General features: G+C 72.9%; 20 protein-coding genes. 8 read left to right on the forward strand and 12 right to left on the reverse strand.

Annotated features, from left to right (window positions below):
• Positions 1-262: 262 nt before the first annotated feature.
• The 5 genes from HD601_RS08405 to HD601_RS08425 all read right to left on the reverse strand — a co-directional run bounded on the left by HD601_RS08405 (position 263) and on the right by HD601_RS08425 (position 6,178).
• Positions 263-703 (reverse strand): MarR family winged helix-turn-helix transcriptional regulator, encoded by a 441-nt coding sequence (locus HD601_RS08405; protein WP_184820970.1) that lies wholly within the window; start codon positions 701-703, stop codon positions 263-265.
• Complete coding sequence (locus HD601_RS08410; RefSeq protein ID WP_184820972.1) at positions 700-1,164, reverse strand: MarR family winged helix-turn-helix transcriptional regulator; 465 nt, start codon at positions 1,162-1,164, stop codon at positions 700-702. The genes HD601_RS08405 and HD601_RS08410 overlap by 4 nt, the downstream gene beginning before the upstream one ends.
• Before the next feature lie 62 nt (positions 1,165-1,226).
• The gene (locus tag HD601_RS08415) at positions 1,227-3,782 is read right to left on the reverse strand and encodes a polynucleotide kinase-phosphatase (RefSeq protein WP_184820974.1); all 2,556 of its coding nucleotides are present in this window, start codon (positions 3,780-3,782) and stop codon (positions 1,227-1,229) included.
• Positions 3,779-5,188 carry a 3' terminal RNA ribose 2'-O-methyltransferase Hen1 gene (locus tag HD601_RS08420; protein ID WP_184820977.1) on the reverse strand — a complete coding sequence of 470 codons (1,410 nt, stop codon included), beginning with the start codon at positions 5,186-5,188 and terminating at the stop codon, positions 3,779-3,781. The genes HD601_RS08415 and HD601_RS08420 overlap by 4 nt, the downstream gene beginning before the upstream one ends.
• 21 nt (positions 5,189-5,209) lie before the next feature.
• Complete coding sequence (locus HD601_RS08425; protein WP_184820979.1) at positions 5,210-6,178, reverse strand: glycoside hydrolase family 113 protein; 969 nt, start codon at positions 6,176-6,178, stop codon at positions 5,210-5,212.
• A gap of 140 nt (positions 6,179-6,318) precedes the next feature.
• Between HD601_RS08425 and HD601_RS08430 the strand changes: the two genes are divergently transcribed.
• The 4 genes from HD601_RS08430 (at position 6,319) to HD601_RS08445 (ending at position 10,945) form a co-directional block, all read left to right on the forward strand.
• Positions 6,319-7,521 (forward strand): histidine kinase, encoded by a 1,203-nt coding sequence (locus HD601_RS08430; protein ID WP_184820981.1) that lies wholly within the window; start codon positions 6,319-6,321, stop codon positions 7,519-7,521.
• A 4-nt stretch (positions 7,522-7,525) separates the two neighbouring features.
• Entirely contained in the window at positions 7,526-8,215 is a 690-nt protein-coding gene (locus HD601_RS35540) for a response regulator (RefSeq protein ID WP_343076389.1), read from the forward strand.
• Between the two features lie 115 nt (positions 8,216-8,330).
• Positions 8,331-10,433, forward strand: a complete 2,103-nt coding sequence (locus HD601_RS08440; protein WP_184820983.1) for an MMPL family transporter — start codon at positions 8,331-8,333, stop codon at positions 10,431-10,433.
• A gap of 44 nt (positions 10,434-10,477) precedes the next feature.
• Complete coding sequence (locus tag HD601_RS08445; RefSeq protein WP_184820985.1) at positions 10,478-10,945, forward strand: hypothetical protein; 468 nt, start codon at positions 10,478-10,480, stop codon at positions 10,943-10,945.
• Here the strand turns inward: HD601_RS08445 and HD601_RS08450 are convergent.
• The 4 genes from HD601_RS08450 to HD601_RS08465 form a co-directional block, all read right to left on the reverse strand.
• A complete protein-coding gene (locus tag HD601_RS08450) occupies positions 10,920-12,164 on the reverse strand; it encodes a DUF6596 domain-containing protein (protein ID WP_184820987.1) in 1,245 nt (414 codons plus the stop codon). The genes HD601_RS08445 and HD601_RS08450 overlap by 26 nt on opposite strands.
• Positions 12,165-12,171: 7 nt before the next feature.
• On the reverse strand, positions 12,172-12,510 hold the full coding sequence (locus HD601_RS08455) for a YciI family protein (protein WP_184820989.1): 339 nt from the start codon (positions 12,508-12,510) through the stop codon (positions 12,172-12,174).
• 82 nt (positions 12,511-12,592) lie between these two features.
• Positions 12,593-13,219 carry a GNAT family N-acetyltransferase gene (locus tag HD601_RS33615; protein WP_221440708.1) on the reverse strand — a complete coding sequence of 209 codons (627 nt, stop codon included), beginning with the start codon at positions 13,217-13,219 and terminating at the stop codon, positions 12,593-12,595.
• Positions 13,216-13,785 (reverse strand): mycothiol transferase, encoded by a 570-nt coding sequence (locus HD601_RS08465; protein WP_184820991.1) that lies wholly within the window; start codon positions 13,783-13,785, stop codon positions 13,216-13,218. The genes HD601_RS33615 and HD601_RS08465 overlap by 4 nt, the downstream gene beginning before the upstream one ends.
• A 56-nt stretch (positions 13,786-13,841) precedes the next feature.
• Here HD601_RS08465 and HD601_RS08470 point away from each other — a divergent pair, with 56 nt between their 5' ends.
• The gene (locus HD601_RS08470) at positions 13,842-14,801 is read left to right on the forward strand and encodes a WYL domain-containing protein (protein ID WP_184820993.1); all 960 of its coding nucleotides are present in this window, start codon (positions 13,842-13,844) and stop codon (positions 14,799-14,801) included.
• Positions 14,802-14,816: 15 nt separating this feature from the next.
• Here HD601_RS08470 and HD601_RS08475 read toward each other — a convergent pair whose 3' ends face one another.
• Entirely contained in the window at positions 14,817-15,809 is a 993-nt protein-coding gene (locus HD601_RS08475) for an aldo/keto reductase (protein WP_184820995.1), read from the reverse strand.
• A 104-nt stretch (positions 15,810-15,913) separates the two neighbouring features.
• Here HD601_RS08475 and HD601_RS08480 point away from each other — a divergent pair, with 104 nt between their 5' ends.
• On the forward strand, positions 15,914-16,756 hold the full coding sequence (locus HD601_RS08480) for an MmyB family transcriptional regulator (protein WP_184829602.1): 843 nt from the start codon (positions 15,914-15,916) through the stop codon (positions 16,754-16,756).
• Between the two features lie 74 nt (positions 16,757-16,830).
• A complete protein-coding gene (locus HD601_RS08485) occupies positions 16,831-18,003 on the forward strand; it encodes an MFS transporter (protein WP_221440710.1) in 1,173 nt (390 codons plus the stop codon).
• Here HD601_RS08485 and HD601_RS08490 read toward each other — a convergent pair.
• Together HD601_RS08490 and HD601_RS08495 are read right to left on the reverse strand one after the other, a co-directional pair.
• Positions 17,913-18,809: a helix-turn-helix transcriptional regulator gene (locus tag HD601_RS08490; RefSeq protein WP_184820997.1), complete on the reverse strand. Its 897-nt coding sequence runs from the start codon at positions 18,807-18,809 to the stop codon at positions 17,913-17,915. The genes HD601_RS08485 and HD601_RS08490 overlap by 91 nt on opposite strands.
• Positions 18,810-18,895: 86 nt before the next feature.
• Complete coding sequence (locus HD601_RS08495) at positions 18,896-20,233, reverse strand: MATE family efflux transporter (RefSeq protein ID WP_184820999.1); 1,338 nt, start codon at positions 20,231-20,233, stop codon at positions 18,896-18,898.
• Positions 20,234-20,612: 379 nt separating this feature from the next.
• Here HD601_RS08495 and HD601_RS08500 point away from each other — a divergent pair, with 379 nt between their 5' ends.
• Positions 20,613-24,107, forward strand: coding sequence for a replicative DNA helicase (locus HD601_RS08500; protein ID WP_184821001.1), 3,495 nt, complete (start codon positions 20,613-20,615; stop codon positions 24,105-24,107).

Raw genomic sequence — 24,107 nt, forward strand, 5'->3', positions numbered from 1 at the left:
GTGGCGCGCGGGCACCTGTTCGCGTTCCACCAGCTCACCGGGTCGGCGGACTTCGAGCTGGAGGACGCGATCGAGCAGCTGGAGAAGGCCGGGCGCGACCTCGTGGGCGGGCGGCGGACTGACGGGTCCGCCCGCGTGCAGACCTTCCTGCCGGACGTGGGTGGCGGTGCTGTTGCCAGGGCGACAGTTCGGCCACCCACCGGGTGCAGCGTCGCAACACCGTGGCCGAGCTGTCGCGTCCACGTTCTCCGGAGGGCCCGGCTCAGAGGCGGGCGCGCAGCTCCGTGGCCCGGGCCGCGACGGACGCCAGCACTCGCCGCGTCGTCGCCAGCTCGCCGGCGTCGATGCCGCCGTAGACCTCGGCGGTGATGGCGGCGACCCCGCCCTGGATCTCGTCGAACAACGCCGTGCCCTCGGGGGTCAACCCGACCTGCTCGAACCCGTCGTAAGACAGCAGCCCGCGTCCTTCGAGGGCGCAGAGCAGCGCCGTCGCCTGGGTGGCGTCGAGGTCCAGCGCCAGGACGACGCCGTCGCGCAGGGCAGGCTGCGACACCCGCCCGGGGACGGCGACGCCGAGCGTGCGCAGCGCGACCCATTCGGCGAACGTGACGTCCTGGGCGTCGAGCACGACGTCGAGGAGGGAGCGGACGGCCTTGGCGGCGTCGCCGAGGTCGACGCCCGGAAGCGGGGTGGTGGTGTTCATGGGGTCCTCCCGGGGTCGGGCGGCGGCGGCGCGTGCAACAGGGTGGTCAGGGTGGCGATGAAGTCGCGGGTCTGCTCGCTGCCGGGCCCGCCGAGCGGCTCGGCGAGCTGGTCCTGCAGCGTCATGACGCGGGTGGTGGCGGCTTCGGCGATCTCGGCTCCCTGCTCGGTGAGGGTGAGCCGGACGGCGCGCGAGTCGGCCGGGTCGGTGGTGCGGCGCAGCAGGCCGTGGCCCTCGAGCGTGCGCACCAGCTTGGACACGAAGACCGGATCGAGGCCGGTGTGGTCGGACAGTTCCCGCTGGCTCGGCTGCCCGCCGGCCCGGGTGACGCCGTAGAGGGTGGCGAGCACGGAGAACTGCGCCTGCGTGAGCCCGAACGGTGCGAGCGCCCGGTCGAGCAGCGCGCCCCACTTGGTCGCGAGCCGCCACACGAGGTAGCCCGCGGTCGGGTTCTTCTTCATCACCCGAAAAACTGTACGTGGACACTATGTCCACGGCAACATTTATTGACGCGGCAACGGAGTCAGAGCCGAGGGTCGACCGGCTCGGACTCCAGCGCCAGGACGGCGAAGACCGGTTCATGGACGCGCCAGAGCGGCTCGGACCGGGCCAGCCGCTCGAGCGCCTCGAGGCCGAGCGCGTACTCGCGCAGCGCGAGGGAGCGCTTGTGCCCGAGCCCGCGGTCCTTCAGCCGCTCCAGGTTCACCGGCAGCGTGTAGTCGGGGCCGTAGATGATCCGCAGGTACTCGCGGCCGCGCACCTTGAGTCCCGGCTGCACCAGCCCGCGCCGGCCGCGGACGAGGTTCGCCGCGGGCTTGACGACCATCCCTTCGCCGCCGGCGTCCGTGAGCGACGTCCACCACTCGACTCCGGCGGCGGTCGATTCCGGTGACGACACCGACACCGCCAGCCGCCGCGTCGGGCGGAACAGCACCGGGTCCGCGGCCACCAGCCGGTCGGCCAGCGCGAGGTGCCACGGGTGGGGCCGGTCGTGGTACGTCGCGCCCTCCGTGGCGAGCAGCTGGAACGGCGCCACCTGGACGCCGTCGAGCCCGTCGACCGGCCAGACGTAGCGCCGGTACGCCGCCGCGAAGTCCGCCGCGTTGGCCGCACGCGCCGTCGTCCGGTCCAGCAACGCCGCCACCTCCAGTCCCCGTGACGCCGCGCGGGAGAGGGCAGACACCGCGACCGGCAGCGCCGACCGCGCCGCCGCCCCGACCGACGCGTATTGGCCGCGCAGCAGCGACTCCGCCTTCGCCGACCACGGCAGCAGCTCGGCGTCGAGCAGCACCCAGTCGGTCCCGAGCTCGTCCCACAGCCCGGCCGCCGTCACCGCCACCCGCACGCCGTCGAGCAGCACCTCCGTCAACGCCGAGGCGAAGAACGACCGCCCCGTCCGGGTGTACACCGCGCCCGTCTCACCGGCAGGCGCGCCGAACCGGCGGGTCGCCGCCGCCTGGTCGCGGCAGACCAGCAGGACGGCCCGCGAGCCCATGTGCTTCTCCTCGCACACGACCTCGTCGACGCCGTCGGCCGCGAACGCGGCGAAGGCCTCCGCGGGATGCTCCAAGACCTCCGGCAGCGGCGACGTCGCGACCGGCGCCATGGTCGGCGGCAGGTACGGCAGCCAGCGCGGATGCAGCGCGTACCGGCTCATCACCTCGAGCGCGCCGGCGGCGTTCTCGGCCCGCACCGTGATCCGGCCGTGGTGCTCCGTCTCGACGACCCGCTTGCCCAGGACGTCGGTGAGGTCCAGCTCGTCGCCCGCCCGCGACGACGCCTCTCCGGCCGCAACCGCTGGAACCAGCGGCTTCACCGGCTCGTACCAGACCCGCTCGGCCGGAACCTGGACCACCTCGCGCTCCGGGTAGCGCAGCGCCGTGAGGTGCCCGCCGAACACGCAGCCGGTGTCGAGGCACATCGTGTTGTTGACCCACTCCGGCTCCGGCGTGGGCGTGTGGCCGTACAGCACCATGGCCCGGCCGCGGTAGTCGTTGGCCCACGGGTAGCGCACCGGCAGCCCGAACTCGTCGGTCTCGCCGGTGGTGTCGCCGTAGAGCGCGAACGCGCGCACCCGGCCCGACGCGCGACCGTGGTACGCCTCCTTGAGCCCGGCGTGCGCGACCACCAGCTTCCCGTCGTCGAGGACGAGGTGCGAGACGAGGTCGCGGCACCAGTCGCGCACCTCGGCGGCGAACGACGGCGGCTCGGCGGACAGCTGCTCCAGGGTCTCGGCCAGCCCGTGCCCCACCTTGACCTGCTGACCGCCCAGGGCCCGGACCAGCTTGTGCTCGTGGTTGCCGGGGACGGCGAGCGCGTGCCCGGCCGCCGTCATGCCCATGGCCAGCCGCAGCACGCCCGGCGAGTCCGGCCCGCGGTCGACGAGGTCGCCGAGGAAGACGACGCGGCGGCCCTCGGGGTGGACGGCGTCGACGGCGCGCCCGTCGTCGTCGCGCACGACGGCATACCCGAGCCGCCCGAGCAGCGACTCCAGCTCGGACCGGCAGCCGTGCACGTCGCCGATGACGTCGAACGGGCCGTGCTCGTCGCGACGGTCGTTGTAGAGCCGCTCGCGCACGATGGTGACCGACTCGATCTCCTCGGCCGAGCGCAGCACGTGCACCTGGCGGAACCCCTCTTTGGCCAGGCCGCGCAGCGACCGGCGGAGCTGGTCGCGCTGGCGCCGGACCACGTGCGGGCCGAAGTCGCGGTCCGGCCGGTCCCGGTTGCGCTCGACGCACACGCTCTCGGGGACGTCGAGGACGATCGCGACCGGCAGCACGTCGTGCGCCTTGGCGAGGTCGACGACCTTGCGGCGGGCGTCCTTCTGCACGTTCGTGGCGTCGACGACGGTGAGCCGGCCGCCGGCCAGCCGCTTCCCGGCGATGTAGTAGAGGACGTCGAAGGCGTCGCCGCTGACCGTCTGGTCGTTCTCGTCGTCGGCCACGAGGCCGCGGCAGAAGTCGCTGGAGACGACCTCGAACCGGCCGAAGTGCCGGGCAGCGAACGTCGACTTGCCCGAGCCGGACACGCCGACCAGCGCGACCAGCGACAGCTCCGGGATCCCGATGCTGCTCATGCGGGGACCTCCGACCGGGTGAAGGTCGCGAGCTGGGTCGGCGGTCCGGCGACGGCGTCCGGCTCGCCCACGGGGGCGAACGCGACGGTGTAGCCGTGTGCGTCCGCCACACGTGTCGCCCACGCGGCGAACTCCGCGCGGGTCCACTCGAACCGGTGGTCCGGGTGGCGCAGCGTGCCGGCGGGCAGGGTCTCGAACAACACGTTGTACTCGCTGTTGGGCGTGGTGACGACGACCGTCCGAGGCCGGGCGTGGCCGAACACCGTCCGCTCCAGCGCCGGCAGCCGCTCCGGGTCGATGTGCTCGACCACCTCCATGAGCACGAGGGCGTCGAAGCCGGACAGGCGGTCGTCGCGGTAGGTGACCGACGACTGCAGCAGCGTGATGCGTGAGCGCTGCCGCTCGCCCATGCGGTCGAGGTGCAGCCGGGCGGCGGCCCGTTCGAGCACCCGCGGCGCGACGTCGGCGCCGACGATCTCGGTGAACGACGCGTCGGCCAGCAGCTCGCGCAGCAATGCCCCCTCGCCGCAGCCGAGGTCGACGACGCGGTGCGCGCCGGCCGCCGTCAGCTGCTCGACGACGGCCGCCTTCCGCAGCTGGGCCAGCGGGACCGACGCCGGCGGGTCCACCTCCTCCGTCTCGTCGATCTCCTCGGCCTCCCCGGGAGCGTCGTCCAGCTCGGCCAGCCGGGCCAGCGCGTCGGCGACGAAGCCGCGCTTGTGCGCCAGGTAGCGCCGGACGATCGCGTCGCGCTGCGGGTGGGTCTGCAGCCAGGACCCGCCGCTGCGGATGAGCTTGTCGACCTCGTCGCTACTCACCCAGTAGTGCTTGGCGCCGTCGAGCACCGGCAGCAGCACGTAGAGGTGCGAGAGCGCGACGTCCAGCGGCAGCGTGCCCCGCAGCGTGACGTCGGCGTAGCGGGAGTCTCCCCACGCCGGCAGCTCCGGGTCGAGCGGCTGCACCGTCGCCGACACCGACCAGCCGAGCGGCGCGAACAGGGAGCTGACGCCGTCGGCCCCGCCCCTGGACGGCAGGGACGGAAGGCGCACCTCGAGCGGCAGCGGCACGCCGACCAGCTCGGGCCGGGCGTCGCACCGTCCCTTCAGGGCCGACCCGAACACCCGGCCCAGCGCGACCGACAGCATCGACGACGCCGCGTACGGCCGGTCGTTGACGTACTGGGCGAGGCTGAGCGCGTCGCCGCCGAACCTCCGGCCGCGCACCAGCTCGATCGGGTCGACCTCGAGCAGCAGCGCGACGGTGCACCGTTGGTCGGTCGCCTCCGGGTAGAAGACGTGCGCGACGCCGACGCTGAGCTCGAAGCTCTGCACCCGCTCGGGATGCTTGTGCAGCAGATAGCCGAGGTCGGAGGCGTGGCCGGCGGTCGAGGTCAGGGTCAGCAGCACCGGACCATTCTCACCGTCCGGCTACTCGGTGGCGATGCGATTTCCGTAGCGCCGCGCGAGCTCGTGGAACGCCTCCTTGGGTCTGCGCCCGCCGTCGCCGGTGACCGCCACGACCCCGAACCCGGCCCTGTCGAGGTCGAGACGAGGATCATCGTCATGCGGGAAGCCGGGCATGACGAAGGTGAACACGAAGCAGCCGTGCACGCCCTCCGCGTCGTACTGGTCGATGAGCTCACCGAGGTAGCGGGCTTGGACGGCCTCGTCGCGGGGGTGGTCCCCACGGATACGCGGGGGTACGGCGAACCAGTCGACGATCCAGAACGAACCGGCTCCCCGCTGCTCGGCTCCGGCAAAGGCACCGCACCCGAACTCGGTGATGACGACGGGCTTGTCGTGGTCGCGAACCAGGCTGCGCAGGCGGTCTGCGTAGCCGGCCTGGTTGCGGCGGGAGCGGTAGAGGCTGACACCGACCAGGTCGAACAGTGACCAGTCCACCTGTTCCCACCCGGCCGCGGCGTAGGTGACCGGCCCGCCGAAGCCGCGTCGCGCGGTGGTCACCGCCAGGGTGAGCAGCCGGTGGAGCCGCCTGTCGATCCTGCGCCGCAGCACGCGGTGGAACCGGACGATGAGCTTCAAGCGGAGGAACGAGCGAGGTCCGGGGACGATGCCGGGCGCGGTGTGGGAGAACTCGCTGCCGACCAGGAGCGTCACCTGGTCCGGGTGTACCCGGCGAAGTTCCTCGGCCGCCTCGGCGACGGCGGCCAGGTGCTCCAGCAGCTCCGGCTGAGGCAGCTCGGGAGCGTGGGGCCGGATGTAGACGCCGAGACCGGCCTCGAGGGCAGCGCGGGCGGCATCGATCAGCCGCGTCCCGTCCCCGATGAGCATCACCGTGGTGCAATGCAGGTCCTGGGCGATGACCCTCAGGTCCCGCCGCACCTCATCGGTGCTCGCCTCGCCGACCAGGTAGGAGATTCCGCGGACGGTCAGCATGCGGTCGACGCTAGATGGACCGGCCACGGCCGGGCATCCGACTTCCGTTCAGGAGCGGATGACTTCCGGCGAGAGAGTGCCTGCGGTTCTCGCTCCTGGGAGTGAGGACTTCCGAGCGGCGGGCCGTCGATACTGATCGCGTGGAGCTGAGCGAGTACGGCGAACGGCTGGCGACGTGGTCGCGCGGCCTGCCGCCGATCGCCGTCGACGCGGTCATCGCGGCCTTCTGCGCGCTCTACGTCACGCTCGACGCCGGCGTCGAGCACCGGTTCGTCTGGTGGGTCCCCCTGGCCGCGTCCGCGAACGCCCTCCCGCTGCTGTGGCGCCGGCAGTACCCGTTCGCCGTCACCGCCATCACCGGCGTCACCACGACGGCGCTCTCGATGGCCGGCGGGCTCAACGACATCCCGGTGGCACAACTGGTCGCCACCTACACGTTCGCGGCCCTGTCGCCGCCGCTCAAGCGGCTGATCGCGGTGGCCGGCACCGTCGTCGGCGTCTCGGTGTCGATCCTGCTGCCCGAGGACGAGGCGCTGAACATCGGCGTCATCGGCATCTTCTTCGCCGGCGCCTACGCGCTCGGCGTCTCGGCCCGGGCCCGCCGCCTCCGCATCGCCATGCTCGAGGAACGGGAGCTGCGGCTCACGCAGCAGCAGGAGACGGCCGCGACCCGCGAGCGCGAGCGCATCGCCCGCGAGATGCACGACATCCTGGCCCACTCGATGAGCCTCGTCGTCGTGCAGGCCGAGGCCGGGCCGGTCGCCGTCCGGCACGACCCCGCCCGCGCGGAGCAGATGTTCGACACCATCTCCCTGACCGCCCGCGACGCGCTGGCGCAGCTGCGGCGGGTCCTCGGCGTCCTGCACACGGGCGACGACGGCGTCAGCCTGCGGTCCCCGCAACCCGGCCTCGAGGCGCTCCCCGATCTGGTCCGCCGGGTCGGCGACACCGGCCTCACCGCCACGCTCACCGAGGACGGCGACGCACGGCCGCTGCCGCCGGACCTGGCTGCGACGGCGTACCGCATCGTCCAGGAGTCGCTGACCAACACCGTCAAGCATGCGGCGGCGAGCGCCGTCGATGTGCGGCTGACCTGGTCCGACTCCGAGCTGCGCATCGAGGTGTCCGACGACGGCGCCGGCGCACCGTCGTCGATCGACGGCACCGGGAACGGGCTGATCGGGATGCGCGAGCGCGTCGCGGCCGCGAGCGGGTCGTTCGACGCGGGACCCGGGCCGGGCGGGGTGGGGTTCCGCGTGCGCGCCTCGGTGCCCTTAGATCGCCCCAGGGCCGACCGCCAGGTCCTGGGCGGCGGCGAGTCCCGGGAGGAAAAGGCAGAATAGGCGCGTGCCCGAGCCGACCATCCGTGTGCTCATCGCCGACGACCAGGCGCTGGTGCGGGGCGGCTTCGCGATGATCCTCGACGTGCAGCCGGACATCAGCGTCGTCGGCGAGGCCGAGGACGGCGTGCGCGCCGTCGCCGCCGCACGTGAGCTGCGCCCCGACGTCGTGCTCATGGACGTACGGATGCCGCACATGGACGGCATCGAGGCGACCGCCGCGATCTGCCGCGAGACCGACGCCCGCGTGCTCGTCCTCACGACGTTCGACCTCGACGAGTACGTGTACGACGCGCTGAGGGCCGGCGCCAGCGGGTTCCTGCTCAAGGACATGCGCCGCGACGAGCTGGTCGAGGCGGTCCGCGTCGTCGCGTCCGGCGAGGCGCTGCTGGCGCCGTCGGTCACCCGGCGGCTCATCGCCGACGTCGTCGGCCGCGGCGGGCCTCCGCCGGGCGCGGGCCAGGGCGCCGACGACGGCCGGCTCGACGTGCTGACCGCGCGGGAGACCGAGACGCTGCGCCAGGTCGCGCGCGGGCTGTCGAACGCCGAGATCGCCGCGGAGCTGTTCGTCACCGAGCACACTGTCAAGACGCACGTGAGCAGCATGCTCAGCAAGCTCGGCCTGCGCGACCGCGTCCAGGCGGTCGTGCTCGCGTACGAGACCGGCCTGGTCACGCCTGGGGATTCTCACTCCTGAGAGCGAGGCCCCCCGCTCCTGCGAGCGGGGGCGGAATCCGCTCTCGGCGGCGATTCGCCGGCAGGGGCTCCAGGGACACGATCGACCCAGTCGATCACATCTCTGGGAGGCCGCCATGTTGCGCCGCATCACGGGGTTCGCCGTCAGGCGGCCCCTCGTCGTCATCCTCGCCTGGGTCGCCGTCATCGCCGCCGGGTTCGGCATCGGCACCGGCGTCTTCGCGAACCTCACCTCCGACGTCGGCACCGTCCCGGGCAGCGAGTCCGCCCGGGCCGAGCAGAGCGTCGACGACGCCGCTCCGCAGCCCGACACCATCACCTCGGTCATCACCGGCGTCGGCGCGTCCGACCCCGGGCTCACCGCCGCGCTCACCGACGTCGCGGCGCTGCCGGGCATCGCAGGCGTCTCACCGCCACTCCCGTCGGAGGACGGCGGCGCGGTGCTGGTCGAGATCGACCTCGCGCCGGGGCTCGAGGACGACGGCGAGGGCGAGGCGACCGCCGCGGCCGAGCGGCTCGAGGCGATCGACGCCGGCTCGGTCGTCGTCGCCGGCGGCCCGCTCTCCGAGGTCGAGTTCGCCGACACCGCCCAGGAGGACGTTGCCCGCGCGGAGATGCTGTCCATGCCGGTCGTACTGATCCTGCTGCTGGTGGTGTTCGGCGGGCTGCTCGCCGCCGGGCTGCCGCTGCTGATCGCGATGGTCGGCGTCGGCGCGACGTTCGGCATCCTGTTCACGTTCAGCCAGGTCACCGGCGTGTCGGTGTACTCGATCCAGATCACGACGATGCTGGCCGTCGGCCTCGCCGTCGACTACGCGCTGCTGATGGTCAGCCGGTTCCGCGAGGAGCGGCGGACGGCGCCCGACGTGCGCGAGGCGGTACTGCGGACCTCGGCGACCGCCGGGCGGACGGTCGTGTTCTCCGGGCTGACGGTGGCGGTGGCGCTGGCCGGGCTGGTGGTCTTCAACGACCCGTTCCTGCGCTCGATGGGGCTGGCCGGGTCCGCCGTCGTGCTGGCCGACATGGCCGCCGCCCTCACCCTGCTGCCGGCGCTGCTGGCGAAGTTCGGCCACCGGATCAAGCCGTCCCCGGAACGCGACGAGAACGACGGCGTGTTCGCCCGCGTCGCCCGCGGCGTGCAGCGCCGGCCCGTCCTCACCCTGGTCACGACGGCGGCCGCGCTGGTCACGCTCGCGGTGCCGGTCGCGGACATGCACATCTCGCAGGGCGACCCGCGGATGCTCCCGACGTCGACCGACACCCGCGAGCTGTGGTCGCAACTCGGCACCCACTTCCCCGAGCAGGCGCGCTGGGCGGGCGACATCCAGATCGTGGCCTCGGCACCGGCCGCCTCCGTCGACGGGCTGCGCACCACCGTCGAGGACCTGCCCGGCATCGAGTCCGTCGAGGTCGTGCCGCTGAGCGACGACCTGACCGGGCTGGCGGCGACCCCGTCGGGCCACGCCGAGGGCCAGGCCGCCCAGGACGCCGTCACCACGATCCGCGAGCTCGACCTGCCGTACGAGGTCCAGGTCGGCGGCGACACCGCGACACTGGTCGACTACCAGGCGATGCTCGGCGACCGGCTGCCGTGGGCGATCGCGCTGGTGGCGCTCGGCACGCTGGCGCTGCTGTTCGCCTTCACCGGCTCGATCCTGCTGCCGATCAAGGCCATCCTCACCAACCTGTTGAGCATCGGCGCCGCCCTCGGCGTGGTCGTCTGGGTGTTCCAGCGGGGTCACTTCGCCGGACTGGTCGGCGCCGACGGCCTCGGCTACCTGCACCTGACCGTCCCGATCCTGGTCGGCGCCATCGCGTTCGGGCTCTCCGTCGACTACGAGGTGTTCCTGCTGTCGCGGATCCGCGAGCGCTGGCTGGCCGGCGACGGCGCTGCCGGGTCGGTGGTGGCGGGGCTGCAGCGGACCGGTGGCATCGTCACGGCGGCCGCGCTGATCATCGGGGTCGTCTTCGCCGGGTTCGTGTTCGGCGGGTTCGCGCCGATCAAGGCGATCGGGCTGGGGCTGGTGCTGGCGATCGCCCTGGACGCCGTCGTGGTCCGGATGCTCCTGGTCCCGGCGACGATGACGCTGCTGGGGTCGCGGAACTGGTGGCTGCCCCGGCCGCTGCGACGGCTGCACGAGCGGCTGGCCCTCTCGGAGTCGGCGCCGGCGGGACAGGATGAGGTACCGGCCGAGCGCGGCCCCGCCTTGGTGGGCTGACCCCGTCGTCGATGAGTACGGCCGGGTGGGCCAGTCTGAGGGTCATGGAGAACTTCGTGAACCCTCGGCTGGCCCGCCTCGGCGTCCTGCTGGGCGGGTGGGAGCTGACGACGTCGCAGGGCGACCGGGTCATGAGCAGGGCACGCACGACGTTCCGCTGGCTCGACGGCGGCCGCTTCCTCTCCCAGCGGACCGATCCGCAGACCGAACTGGTCCCCGAGTGGGAGGGCCTGGCGCCGGCCTGGACGGATAGCATCACCGGGCTCGACGACCACTCCGACGCCTTCACCGTCCTCTACACCGACTCCCGCAACGTCTGCCGCGTCTACGCGATGACCTTCGACGACGGGCAGTGGGTCATGACCTCGCGGCCGGCCGCGGACTTCCACCAGCGCTTCATCGGTGTCGTCGCGGCGGACGCGACGGCGATCGACGGGCGCTGGGAGGCCTCCCCCGACGGCCGCGTCTGGGCCACCGACTTCGACGTCAGCTACCGCCGCCTGGCGGACTGACCTCGCGGAGCCGACGCTCCAGCAGCCGCCGCTCGGGTTCGGTCCGGGCTGCGGCGACGGCGTCCCGGTAGGCCACGGCCGCCTCGCGACGCCGTCCGGCCCGGCGCAGCAGGTCGGCCCGGACGGCGGGCAGCAGCGGGTGGTCCGCGAGCCGGTCCACCGTGAGCCCGTCCACCGCGAGCAGCCCCGCCTCCGGCCCGTCCCGCAGGCCCACCGCCACGGCCCGGTTCAGCGCGATCGACGGCGACGGGCGCAGCACGAGCAGCGCGTCGTAGGCGGCGACGATGCGCTCCCAGTCGGTCACGTCCGCGTGGACGGCGGTGGAGTGCAGCGCCGCGATCTCGGACTGCAGCCGGTAGTAGCCGGGCGGCCGGCCGGTCGCCCGGGCCGCCGCGAGCGCCGTCAGCCCGGCCTCGATCGCGTCCCGGTCCCACCGGCCGCGGTCCTGGTCCTCCAACGTGACGAGGTCGCCGGACGTGTCGGTCCGGGCGGCGCGCCGGGCGTGCTGCAGGAGCAGCAGCGCGTGCAGGCCGAGCACCTCGTCGTCGTCCGGGAGCAACCGGGTGAGCAGGCCGGCGAGCTGGATCGCCTCGGCGGCGAGATCGTCGTGCAACGTCGCGTAGCCCTCGGTGAAGATCAGGTAGACGACGGCGAGGACGGCGGCCGTGCGCTCGGCCAGCCGGTGCGGCTCCGGGACGCGGAACCCGATGCCGGCGTGCTCGATCTTGTTCTTCGTCCGCAGCAGCCGCTGCCCCATGGTCGCCTCGCCGACCAGAAACGCCCGCGCGATCTGCCGCGTCGACAGCCCGCCGACCGTCTTCAGCGTCAGCGCGACCCGTCCCGCCATCGGCAACGCCGGATGGCAGCAGGTGAACAGCAGCTTCAACCGGTCGTCGCCGTACGGGCCGGGGTCGTCGCCGATGAGGTCGCGCTCCAGCTCGGCGAGCGCCTGCGCCTCGCGCAGCTTCGCCCGTTCGGTCTGCCGCCGCCTCAGCACGTCGACGGCCCGGCGCCGGGCCGTCGTCGTCAGCCAGGCGCTCGGGTTGTCCGGGACACCGTCGGCGGGCCAGCGTTCCAGCGCCCGCTCGACGGCGTCCTGCAGACAGTCCTCGGCCAGGTCCCAGTCGCCGGTGACCCGGATCAGGGCGGCGACGATGCGCACCCGCTCGGCGGCGACGGCGCCGGCGAGCGCCGCGCGGGCGCCGGGACCGTCGGTCACCCGTCCGTCACCCGTCGAGGGGCCAGAACGGCCGCAGCTCGAGCCGTCCGGTGTAGGCCATGGAGTGCTTCGACGCGACCTCGATCGCCTCGTCCAGGTCGGCGCACTCGAGCACGTCGAAGCCGACGATCCACTCGTTCGACTCCGCGAACGGGCCGTCGGTGACCAGCAGCTGGCCGTCGCGCACCCGCACCGTCGTCGCCGCGGAGGCCGGCCGCAGCCGGTCGCCGATGACGTGCTTGCCGGCGCCGGTGACGTAGTCGAACCACTCCTCGATGTCCGGCGCGGCCTTGGCGTCGGCCTCGGTGTGGTCCGGGTCCGTGCAGACGAACATCAGGTACTTCATGGGACTCTCCTTCGCTGGACGGTGTCGCGATACGCCCCCACGACGAACGGGGCGGTGGCGATCCGACACCCCAGCGGCGAATCTACGTCGCGAAATCGATCCGCATGACGGCGCGACGCTTGGTGGGCCGGCTGACCTGCGTGAACCCGGCCGCCTCGTAGATCTGCCGAGCGCCGACGAACAGCTCGCCCCAGGTGACCTCCTTGCCCGGCTCGGTGATCATCGAGTACGCCTCCAGCGCCCTGGCGCCGCGGTCGCGGGCGTAGCCGACGGTCGCCGCGGCCAGGTGGTACGCCAGGCCGCGGCCGCGGTACTCACGCCGGACGATCGTGCAGGTCACCGCCCAGACGCTGTCGTCCTCGCGGTCCTCGTCGCGGCCCTTCCACGGAACCGGGCTACGGCCTCGGGTCAGCTTCGGATACGCGGTGCGCGGCTCGACGGCGACCCAGCCGGCCGGGTCGCCGTCGACGTAGGCGACCAGCCCGCTGGTGCGCTCCGCCTCGGGGTCATCGGCGCCGGTCTGCGCCTGTTGCGCCTCGACCCGTTCGTCGAACGTGCTGTCGCGCCAGATCCAGCCCTCGACCTTGAACCACTGGCAGCGGCAGCGGGCCGCGTAGTCGGCCGTCCCGAAGACCAGGCCGAGGTCGTGCCAGGACGCCTCGTTGGCCGGGACGACCCGCACCTGGTCCGCGGTGATCGGCTCCTTCACTGGGCCGACGGCTGCTGAGGCTGCGGCGGGTCCTCGCCCACGCGGCCGTCCACGTTCTCGCGGAGGAGGTCGGCGTGCCCGGCGTGGCGGATGTAGTGCTCCGCCGCGTCGACCAGGACGCGGCGCAGGTTGGGGTGCGCGCCGGACTCGGTCGTGAAGATCGACGGCTGGTCCAGGCCGCCCTTCGCGAGCACCGTCGCCCAGGCGGCGCGCGACCGCTCGACCGACGCGCGCCAGAGTGCGTACAGCTCCTCGGGCGTGTCGTCGGCCGCGGAGTGCCAGTCCCAGTTGGAGTCGGCGTCGAAGTTCTCCTGCTTCCACGGCTCGGGCATGTGGTCGCCGGTGATGAACTCGGCGATGCGCAGGTCCTCGCAGAGCGCCATGTGCTTGAGCAGCCCGCCGAGCGTCATGGTCGACGGCGGCAGCGGCTTGTTCAGCGCCGCGGCGTCGAGGCCGTCGCACTTCCAGGCGAACTGCGCCCTCGCGCGGTCGAGGGCGAACATCAGCATCTCGACCTCGTCGCCGTCCATCGACTCCTTGATGACGGTCATGTCCTGTAGGTCCATGGGCGCCACGCTAGAGTGGGTTCCGGACGTTCCGCTTCCGGATCGGCGGTTCTTTGGTGGACGGTGACGCCAGCCCTACGGCGCGGGCACTGCTCGCGCTCGAGCTCATCCAGGGCAGCCCCGGCATCACGGCCGAGCGGCTGGCCGACAAGCTCGGGGTCACCGAGCGGGCCGCCCGCCGCTACGTCGGCATCCTGCGCGAGGCCGGCCTGCCCATCGACTCGATGCGCGGCCCCTACGGCGGCTACCGCCTCGGCCGCGGCGTCCGGCTGCCGCCGCTGATGTTCTCGGCCGCCGAGGTGCTCGGCCTGGTCATGGCGGTCCTCGACGGTCACCACCACGCGGCCGACGCCACGGACCCCGTCGGGAGCGGGCTCGCCAAGTTGCTCCGCGCGCTGCCCGAGCCCATCGCGGCGCAGGCCGAGGCGGTCCGGCGCACGACGGCGCCGGCTCCGGACCGCGCGGCCGCCCGGCCCGACCCCGCCATCGCGACGGCGCTGGTCCAGGCCTGCGCCGACCGGGTGCAGGTGCATCTCGGGTACCGCTCCGAGGCCGGCTCGGAGTGGTCCGCCGACGTCGAGCCGTGGGCCGTCGTCGTCCGGCACGGGCGCTGGTACCTGCTGTGCTGGTCACACGGCTCGTCGGCGCGGCGCGCGTACCGGATCGACCGCGTGACGACGGTGTCGGTGCTGCCCGGCTCGTCCTTCGAGCCGCCGGCCGGCATCGACGCCGTCGCCGAACTCGAGGCGCACCTGGCGAAGGGCTGGGAGTTCGACACCGAGGTCGTCATCGAGGGGCCGCTGGACAAGGTGCGGCCGTACGTGCCGCCCATGCTCGGGACGCTGGAGCCGATCGACGACGACACCACACGGCTGACCGGCAGCACCAGCAACCCGTGGTGGTACGCCGAGCAGCTGGCCAGGCTGCCGGTGCCGTTCCGGATCGTGCGCTGCGTCGAGCTCCAGCACACCGCGCGGGCGGTCGGGCAGCGCCTCGTCGACGCCTCGGGCCTCTAGCTCGGCGCCAGCCGCTCACCGCTCGCTGTCGAGGTCGGCCATGAACCGCGTCGGGTAGCGGTCGCCGCGGGCGGCGCCGGGCGGGATCAGCTCGCCGAGGCGGGCGAGGTCGTCGCCGTCCAGTTCGATGCCGGTGCTGGCGATCATCGAGTCCACCTGCTCGATCCGGCGCGGGCCGACCACCGGGACGATGTCCGCGCCCTGGGCCGCGACCCAGGCGATCGCGAGCTGCGCCACCGTCGCGCCCTTCGCGTCGGCGATCCCCTGGAGCCGGGCGACCAGCCCCTCGTTGTGCTCGCGGTTGGCGCCCTGGAACCGCGGCGCCATCGCGCGCGCCCCGTCGACCGTGCCGCTGCCGCCGATCAGCCCGCGCGATAGCACGCCGTAGGCGGTGATGCCGATACCCAGCTCCCGGCAGGTGGCCAGGATCTCGTCCTCGATGCCGCGGCTGAGCAGCGAGTACTCGATCTGCAGGTCGCAGATGGGCGCAACGGCGGCGGCGCGGCGGATGGTCTCGGCGCCGACCTCGCTCAGCCCGATGTGGCGGACGTGGCCCTGCTCCACCAGCTCGGCGATCGCGCCGACGGTCTCCTCGATCGGCACGCTGCGGTCCAGCCGAGCGGGCCGGTAGACATCGACGTGGTCGGTGCCGAGCCGCTGCAGCGAGTAGGTGAGCGACGTCCGGACCGCGGCCGGCCGTCCGTCGAAGCCGTCCGGCGGTGCGCCGGGGACGAGGTGGGCGCCGAACTTCACTGAGAGCACGACGTCGTCCCGGTTGCGAGCCCGCAGGGCACCGGCGATGAGCTGCTCATTGTGGCCGGCGCCGTAGAAGTCGGCGGTGTCGAGCAGGGTGCCGCCAGCGTCGAGGTAACGGTGGATGACCCGGACGCTCTGGTCGTCGTCGGTGCGGCCGTAGGCACCAGAGAGGCCGAGGCCGCCGAGCCCGGGCGAGGTGACGGCGGGTCCGGTGCGGCCGAGGGTGCGGGTGTCGAGTGTTGCTGTCGTCATGTCGTCCAGCGTCCGCGCGTCCGGGCCGCCGTGGCAGGCGCAACCCATCCAGGGACTGCCTCTCCCTGGTTACCGTCGCCACCGGGTTGCACCATGGAGGGGTGATCGATCGACCCGGGCTCGCCGACTTCCTCCGCCGACGGCGTGAGCTGCTGCGCCCCGCCGACGTCGGCCTGCCCGCAGGCGTCCGCCGTCGCACCCCCGGGCTGCGGCGTGAGGAGGTGGCGCAGCTAGCGGGGGTGTCGGCCGACCACTACTCGCGGCTGGAGCAGGCCCGGGGCTCGGCGCCGTCCGCGGCCGTCGTGGCGGCGATCGCCCGGGCGCTGCGCTGCGACCTGGACGAGCGCGACCACCTCTTCCACCTGGCCGGTCTGTCCGCGCCGCCGCGCCGGGCCGGCGGCCACATCCGCCCGGGCCTGATCGCGCTCGCTTCCCGCCTGGTCGACGTCCCGGTCTGCATCAACAGCGACCTGGGCGAGGTGCTGTGGCGCAACGCGCTGCTCGCCGCCCTCGTGGGTGAGCGCGACCTCCGGGCCGGCCGCGCCGGCAACGTCTACTGGCGCTGGTTCACCGAGCCCGCGTCGCGCGAACTGGCTCCGGAGGAGGACCGGCCCCGCCTGTCCGCCGCGCACGTCAGCGACCTGCGCTCGACCTACTCGCGCCGGGCCGGCGACCGTGACATCACCGAGCTGGTGCACGACCTGCTCGAGCGCAGCGCCGAGTTCCGCGAGCTCTGGGAGCGGCACGAGGTCGCGGTGCGCCGCTCCGACGTCAAGACCTTCGTCCACCCCGAGGTCGGGCCGATCCGGCTGCACTGCGAGGCGCTGCTCACGTCCGACGAGGACGTCACGCTGCTGGCGTACTTCCCGCTCGAAGGCACTGACGCCGCCGAGAAGCTGGAGCTGCTGCGGGTCATCGGCACGCAGGACTTCCAGACGACCTCCTGACGCGCCGGTCGCCGCATCAACGACGCCGTCCGCGCGATCAACCGGCGGCCGGCCGACGCGCCGAAGCTGGATCCGTGGCCTCCTCGTCCCCTCACGCCCGGACTGCGCTCGACACCGTCGACCGCCCCAGCTGGACGCCGATCGTCGCGCTCTCGGCGGCCATGGCGATGCTCGTCGCCAGCGAGTTCCTGCCGGCGAGCGTCCTCCCCGCGCTGGCCGCCGACATCGGCGTCAGCGAGGGTGTCGCCGGGCTGGCCGTCGCGGCCACGGCGATCGCCGGTGCGATCACCGCCCCGAGCATCGCGGTCCTGCTGCCCCGCACCGACCGGCGGACCATGCTGGTCGGGCTGCTGGCCGCCGGGTCGGTGGCGAACCTCGTGGTCGCCGCCGCGCCGAACTTCGCGGTGCTGCTGGCCGGGCGGCTGCTGCTCGGGGTCGCGATCGCCGGCGCCTGGTCGTTCGCCTTCGGCGCGGGCGTGCACGCGATGGGCGGCCGCGAGCGCGCCGTCTCCTCGGGCGTCGCGTTCGGCGTCAGCCTGGCCACCGTCGTCGGCGTCCCGGTCGCGGCGATCGTGGGCGACCAGATCGGCTGGCGGGCCGCGTTCGGCGGGGCCGCCGCGCTGACCGCCGTCACCGCCGCCGGAGTCGCCCGGGCGCTGCCGCCGGTCCCGGCGCATCCGGGCGCGGGGATCGGCATGCTCCGCGAGGCGCTGCGGCATCGCCGGCTGCTGGCCGGGGCCGGCTGCATCGTCCTCGTCGCGTTCGGCAACTTCGCGGCCTACCCGTACATCCGGATCGCGACCGAGCGCATCGACCCCGGCGCGACGACCTGGCTGCTCGTGGCGTGGGGCGTCGGCGGCGTCGCGGGCACCGTGCTGGCCGGTGTCGTGGCCGTGCGGCTGCGGCTGCTCGCGGCCCTGGCGCCGACGCTGCTCGGGGTGAGCCTGCTGGTGGCGGCGACGGCGAGCACGGTGCCGGTGCTGACGGCGGCGATCGTGCTCTGGGGGCTGGCCTTCAACATGGTGCCCGTGGCGACCCAGCTCTGGGTGACGCGGGTCGAGTCCGAACGCGTCGAGTCGGCGATGTCGTTGCAGGTCACCGCGTTCCAGGTGGCCATCACGGCCGGCTCCGCGGCAGGCGGCGCACTGCTGGACGCCTACGGGGTGCGCTGGCCGTTCGTCGTCGGCGCCGTGGCCGCCGTGGCCGCCGGGCTCGGGTTCGCACTGCTGCGGATCCCCGCCCGCTGACCGCACGGAGCCTGCTCGCGCCACCGCTGGGGCGTCACCCCGTGCGATGACGAGAACGCCCGGCTGAAGGCGGCCACCGACCCGTAGCCGACGGCGTAGGCGACCCGGGTGACCGGTTGTCCCTCGACCCCCAGGAGCTGGCGCGCCTCGCCCATCCGCACGTCGCGCAGCACCTGCATGGGGCTGCGGCCGGTGGCGCGGCGGAACCGGTCGGTCAGCGCCGAGCGCGAGAGGTGCACCAGCCCGGCCATCCGGTCCAGCGTCCACGGCTCGCCCGGCCGGTCGACGAGCGCGGCCACGACGGAGGCGACCTGCTCGTCCCCGAGGGGCGCCGCGCCGGGCGGCGGCGCGTCCTCGAGCCAGGACGCCGTCATGGCGGCACCGACGAGCCCGGCGTAGCTGGCGACGAAGAGCGCCGGGTGGCGGCCGTCGTTGATGGGGCAGGTCGTGACGAGCCCGGTGACCCCGCGGTGACGCTCGCTGAACGCCGTCACCACCAGGGGACTCGGTAGCGGGTGGGCCGGGACGACCAGGCGCAGGTCGGCGGCGAGGACGAGGGCCGGGGCGGCCGCCACCAGCCGGTACGCCGTCCGCGCATCGACGTGGACGGCGTCACCGGCCGCGAGCGGGTGGCGCCCCGTCGCCGTCTCGACCAGGACGGCGCCCTCGTGGACGAGCGCCCACAGCGATCCGGGCGCGTCGGTGAGGACCTCGCCCGCGCCCAGCCGGACCCGCCGGACGCTCGACATCTCCCACTGGGCCTGGATCGCGGCGGTCTCGTCCGGCGCCGGCAGCACTGCGGTCATACCGGGGCCAGCGGCGGCCGGCGGGTAGGTTATTCCCGGGCGGAGCGGTCGTCTGATCTGCATCGGCTGCGGACACACCTGGATGGTCAGCGGACCGCGCCGGTGACCATCCAGGTGTCGCTGCGCTCGCGCAGGGCCAGCGTGATCAGCCGCACCAGCATCCAGATCCCGATCGCGCCCCAGAGCCACATCAGGCCGGTCTTCCCCGACAGGTCCGCCTCCGCGACCAGCCAGGCGGCCGGCAGGAACGCCACCACCGAGACGACCGAGGCCCAGGCGAGGTAGCGACCGTCGCCGGCGCCGATGAGCACGCCGTCGAGCACGAACACCCACCCCGCGACCGGCTGCATCGCGGCGGCGACGACCAGCGCGGCGAACAGCAGGTCGCGCACCTCCGCGTCGGGGGTGAACAGGCGCGCGTAGCCGTTGCCGATGACCAGGAGCAGCACCGCCAGGGCGACGCCGGACAGCACGCCCCACTGGACCATGCGGCGCGTGATCGACCGCGCGCCGTCGACGTCGCCTGCGCCGAGGGCCCGGCCGACCAGCGCCTGGGCGGCGATCGCGACGGCGTCGAGGATCAGAGCGAGCAGCATCCACGTCGTGAACGCGACCTGGTGCGCCGCGAGCGCCGCCGTCCCCAGCCCGGCCGCGACGACGGTGATGACGATGAGCGCGACCCGCATCGCCACGGTGCGGACGATGAGCGGCACGCCGGCGCCGAACGCCTGCGCGACACCGCGGCCGTCGGGCCGGATCGCGACGCCCTCGCGGCGGGCGCCGCGCACCACGACCCGGATGAACACCGCGGCCATCCCCGTCTGGGCGAGGACGGTGCCCATTGCGGACCCGCCGATGCCGAGGTCGAGCCCGTACACCAGGACGATGTTGAGGACGACGTTCGCGACCGCTCCCGTGACGGCGACGTAGAGCGGTGTCCTCGTGTCCTGCAGGCCGCGCAGCACGCCGGTGGCCGCGAGGACGAGCAGCATCGACGGAATGCCGAGGAAGCTGATGCGCAGGTAGATCTCGGCGTGTTCGGCCACGTCGTCGCCGGGACCGAACAGCGACACCACCCACGGCGCCAGCGGCCAGCCCACGGCGACCGTCGCGACGCCGATCAGGACGGCCAGCCAGCAGCCGTCGATGCCGGAGCGCAGCGCGCCCGCCGTGTCGCCCGCCCCGAGCCGCCGGGCGACCGCCGCCGTCGTCCCGTAGGCGAGGAAGATCGAGACGTTCACCAGCGTGCCGAGCACCGTCGAGGCGATGCCCAGGCCGGCCAGCTCCGGCGTGCCCAGGTGTCCGATGATGGCGGAGTCGGTCAGCAGGAACAGCGGCTCGGCGACCAGCGCCCCCAGAGCGGGCAGCGCCAGCCGCAGGATCTCGCCGTCGGCGCTGTGCCGCCGGAACGGGTGTCGAATCATGGCAGGACCGACGGTAGGGGTGACGCATGACATCGCGTGACGGCTGTCTCGCCATCTGAGATCTTGCCCTGTGGATCTCCGTCCACACCCGGTGGACGACCAATGTCACGCGTGATCAGCGACGACGCCCGGATCATCAACAACCCGCCGGACGGCTGTCCCCAGGGTTGTCCACAGTTGGGGATGATCGTTTACGCGGTGCGTCCACAACCGGTCCACAGCGCCTGTGGACCGCGGGCTTGGCGACGCGCCGGTGTCGGCCGTAGGTTCACGGATGCAGCGGTCGGGAGTGCCAGACTTGATGGTGGAATCGCAGAGGTGGCCTGTTCGCGCGTATTATTAGAACAGGTGTTTGGCAAACCGATGCGAAGGGGGTTGTGTGAGCGTCGCTGAGCTGCCCGATCGCCGGGACGAGGCCCCGGTCGACTACGGCCGCACGCCGCCACAGGACGTCGCGGCCGAGCAGTCCGTGCTCGGCGGCATGCTGCTGTCCAAGGACGCCATCGCCGACGTCGTCGAGATCATCCGCGGCACCGACTTCTACCGCCCGGCGCACGAGGCCGTCTACGAAGCGGTCATCGACCTCTACGGTCGTGGCGAGCCCGCCGACGCCGTCACCGTCGCCGCCCTGCTGCAGAAGCGGGGCGAGCTGGGCCGCGTCGGCGGCGCGCCGTACCTGCACACCCTGGTCTCCTCGGTGCCGTCGGCCGCCAACGCCGGCTTCTACGCCGAGATCGTCCGCGAGCGCGCCATGCTGCGCCGCCTCGTCGAGGCCGGCACCCGCATCACCCAGATGGGCTACAGCGACGACGGCGACGCCGACACCATCGTCGACCGCGCCCAGGCCGAGATCTACGCCATCACCGAGAAGCGGGCGTCCGAGGACTACCACCCGCTGTCGGAAATCATGGAGGGCACCCTCGACGAGATCGAGGCCATCGGCTCCCGCGGCGGCCAGATGGTCGGCGTCCCCACCGGCTTCACCGACCTCGACGCGCTGACGAACGGTCTCCACCCTGGTCAGCTCATCATCCTGGCCGCCCGACCTGCGGTCGGCAAGGCACTGGCACTCGACACCCCGCTGCCCACGCCGACCGGCTGGACGACCATGGGCGAGGTCCGGCCCGGCGACCTGCTGATCGGCGCCGACGGCCGCCCCACCCGAGTGGTAGCCGCCACCGAGGTCATGACCGACCGGCCCTGTTACGAGGTCGAGTTCTCCGACGGCACCGTCATCGTGGCCGATGCCCAGCACCAGTGGGTCACCACCACCCGGGCGGGCCGGATGGTTGAGGCATCCGTGTCGCCAGGGCGACACCAATCCCTCAACCATTCTGGGCTCAACGGCACCGTGACGACGGAGGGAATCGCGAAAACGCTGCGCTGTCACGATGGCCGGCTCAATCACGCCGTTCGCCTCGCCGCGCCATTCGACCTGCCCGATCGCGACCTGCCGCTCCCGCCGTACGTCTTGGGTCTCTGGCTCAGTGGTCATGGCGGCGAGAACGCCTCTGCCACCCTGCGGACGCTGGGTCTGCTCGACGTCGGCATCCCGAGCGAGTACCTCAGGGCGTCGATCCGGCAGCGGCGCGCCCTGCTCGCCGGCCTGCTCGACACCGGCGGCCTCATCAACGCGAGCGGCGTCGTGCAGGTCTTCGTGACCAACCGCCGGCTCGCCGAGGACGCCCTTGATCTGGCGCACTCGCTGGGCTACAGAACCCGCATGACCACGAAGCGGGTCAACGGGCGCGCCGAGGCCGGCTCGACCTCGTACTGCATCACACTCACGTTGCCGACCGCCCGCATGGTCGTCGACGTCCGCCGGGTGCCGTCCGTACCGGTCCGCTGCGTCGAGGTCGACGCCGCCGACCATCTGTACCTGGCCGGTCGTTCCTGCATCCCGACGCACAACTCGACGCTAGGGCTGGATCTGGCTCGGGCGGCGTCCATCAAGCACGGCCTGACGTCGGTCGTGTACTCGCTCGAGATGGGCCGCAACGAGATCACCATGCGGCTGCTTTCCGCCGAGGCGAAGGTGCCGCTGCACCACATGCGCTCCGGCCAGATGACCGACGACGACTGGAACCGCATCGCCCGCAGCACCGGCGAGGTGTCCAGCGCGCCGCTCTACATCGACGACTCCCCGAACATGACCATGATGGAGATCCGGGCCAAGTGCCGGCGGCTCAAGCAGCGCAACGACCTCCGCCTCGTCATCATCGACTACCTGCAGCTCATGAGCAGCGGCAAGCGGGTCGAGAGCCGGCAGCAGGAGGTCGCGGAGTTCTCCCGTGCGCTCAAGCTGCTGGCCAAGGAGCTCGAGGTCCCGGTCATCGCCATGAGCCAGCTCAACCGTGGTCCGGAACAACGGCAGGACAAGAAGCCGATGCTTTCTGACCTTCGCGAATCCGGCTGCCTCCCGGCCTCGACCCGGATCATGCGAGCGGACACCGGGGCCGAGATCACCATCGGCGAGCTCATGGCATCCGGCGTGCGCGACATCCCGGTCTGGAGCCTCGACGACAGCCTGCGCTACGTCCCCCGCACTATGACCCACGCGTTCCCCAGCGGCCGCAAGGAGACGTTCCGGCTCAGGCTGGCCTCGGGCAAGCAGATCGACGCGACGGCGAACCACCCGTTCCTCACGTACGAGGGCTGGCGGCCGCTGGGCGAGGTCTCCGTCGGAAGCCGGCTGGCCGTCCCGCGGCATGTGCCGGCACCGCTGCTGACCCAGCAGTGGGACGACGCCGAGGTGGTCATGCTCGCGCATCTCATTGGCGACGGCTCCTTCGTGCGACGCCAGCCCGTCCGGTACGCATCGGTCGACGAGGAGAACCTGGCGGCGGTCAACGAGGCCGCGCGGAACTTCGGCATCACCGCCATTCGCGACGACTACGCGGCCGCGCGGGTGACGACGCTGCGGCTGCCGGCGCCATACCGGCTGGCGCACGGGCGCCGGAACCCGATCGCCGCCTGGCTCGACGGGCTCGGGCTGTTCGGGCTGCGCTCACACGAGAAGTTCGTCCCGGACGCCGTCTTCGGCCTGCCGAAGAAGCAGATCACCATGTTCCTGCGGCACCTGTGGGCCACCGACGGCTCGGTGACGGTGCACCGCAACGGCCGGTCCGGGCGCATCTACTACGCGTCCACCAGCCGGCGCCTCCTCGACGGCGTGTCCCGGCTGCTGCTGCGCTACGGCATCTCCACCCGGCTGCGGGTCGCGACGCCGAAGGCCGGCTACCGGCCGCAGTACACCCTCGACGTGTCCGGGCGGGACGAGCAGCTGCGCTTCCTGCGCGAGATCGGCTGCCACGGCGCCCGGTCCGCGGGGTGCGCGCGCCTGCTGGCCGTCCTCGAGGCCGGCACCTCGAACGCCAACGTCGACACCGTCCCCCGCGAGGTCTGGCAGGACGTCCGGTCCATCCTGGCCGAACAGGGCATGACGCACCGCCAGTTCGCGGCGGCCATGAACACCCAGTTCGGCGGCAGCGCCATGTGGAAGCAGGCACCGAGCCGCGAGCGACTGAGCCGGGTAGCGACGGTCCTGGGCAGCGCCGAGCTGGAGATGTACGCCACCAACGACCTGCTGTGGGACGAGGTCGTCGCCATCGAGCCCCTTGGCGAACAGGACGTCTACGACGCCACCGTCATGGGCACCCACAACTTCATCGCCGACGGCGTCGCCACCCACAACAGCATCGAGCAGGACGCTGACATGGTGATCCTGCTGCACCGCGAGGACGCGTACGAGAAGGAGTCGCCCCGAGCGGGCGAAGCCGACTTCATCGTTGCCAAGCACCGTAACGGCCCCACCGCGACCATCACGGTCGCCTTCCAGGGCCACTACAGCCGCTTCGTCGACATGGCCCAGTAG

This window comes from Jiangella mangrovi, from assembly GCF_014204975.1.
Classification (GTDB): domain Bacteria; phylum Actinomycetota; class Actinomycetes; order Jiangellales; family Jiangellaceae; genus Jiangella; species Jiangella mangrovi.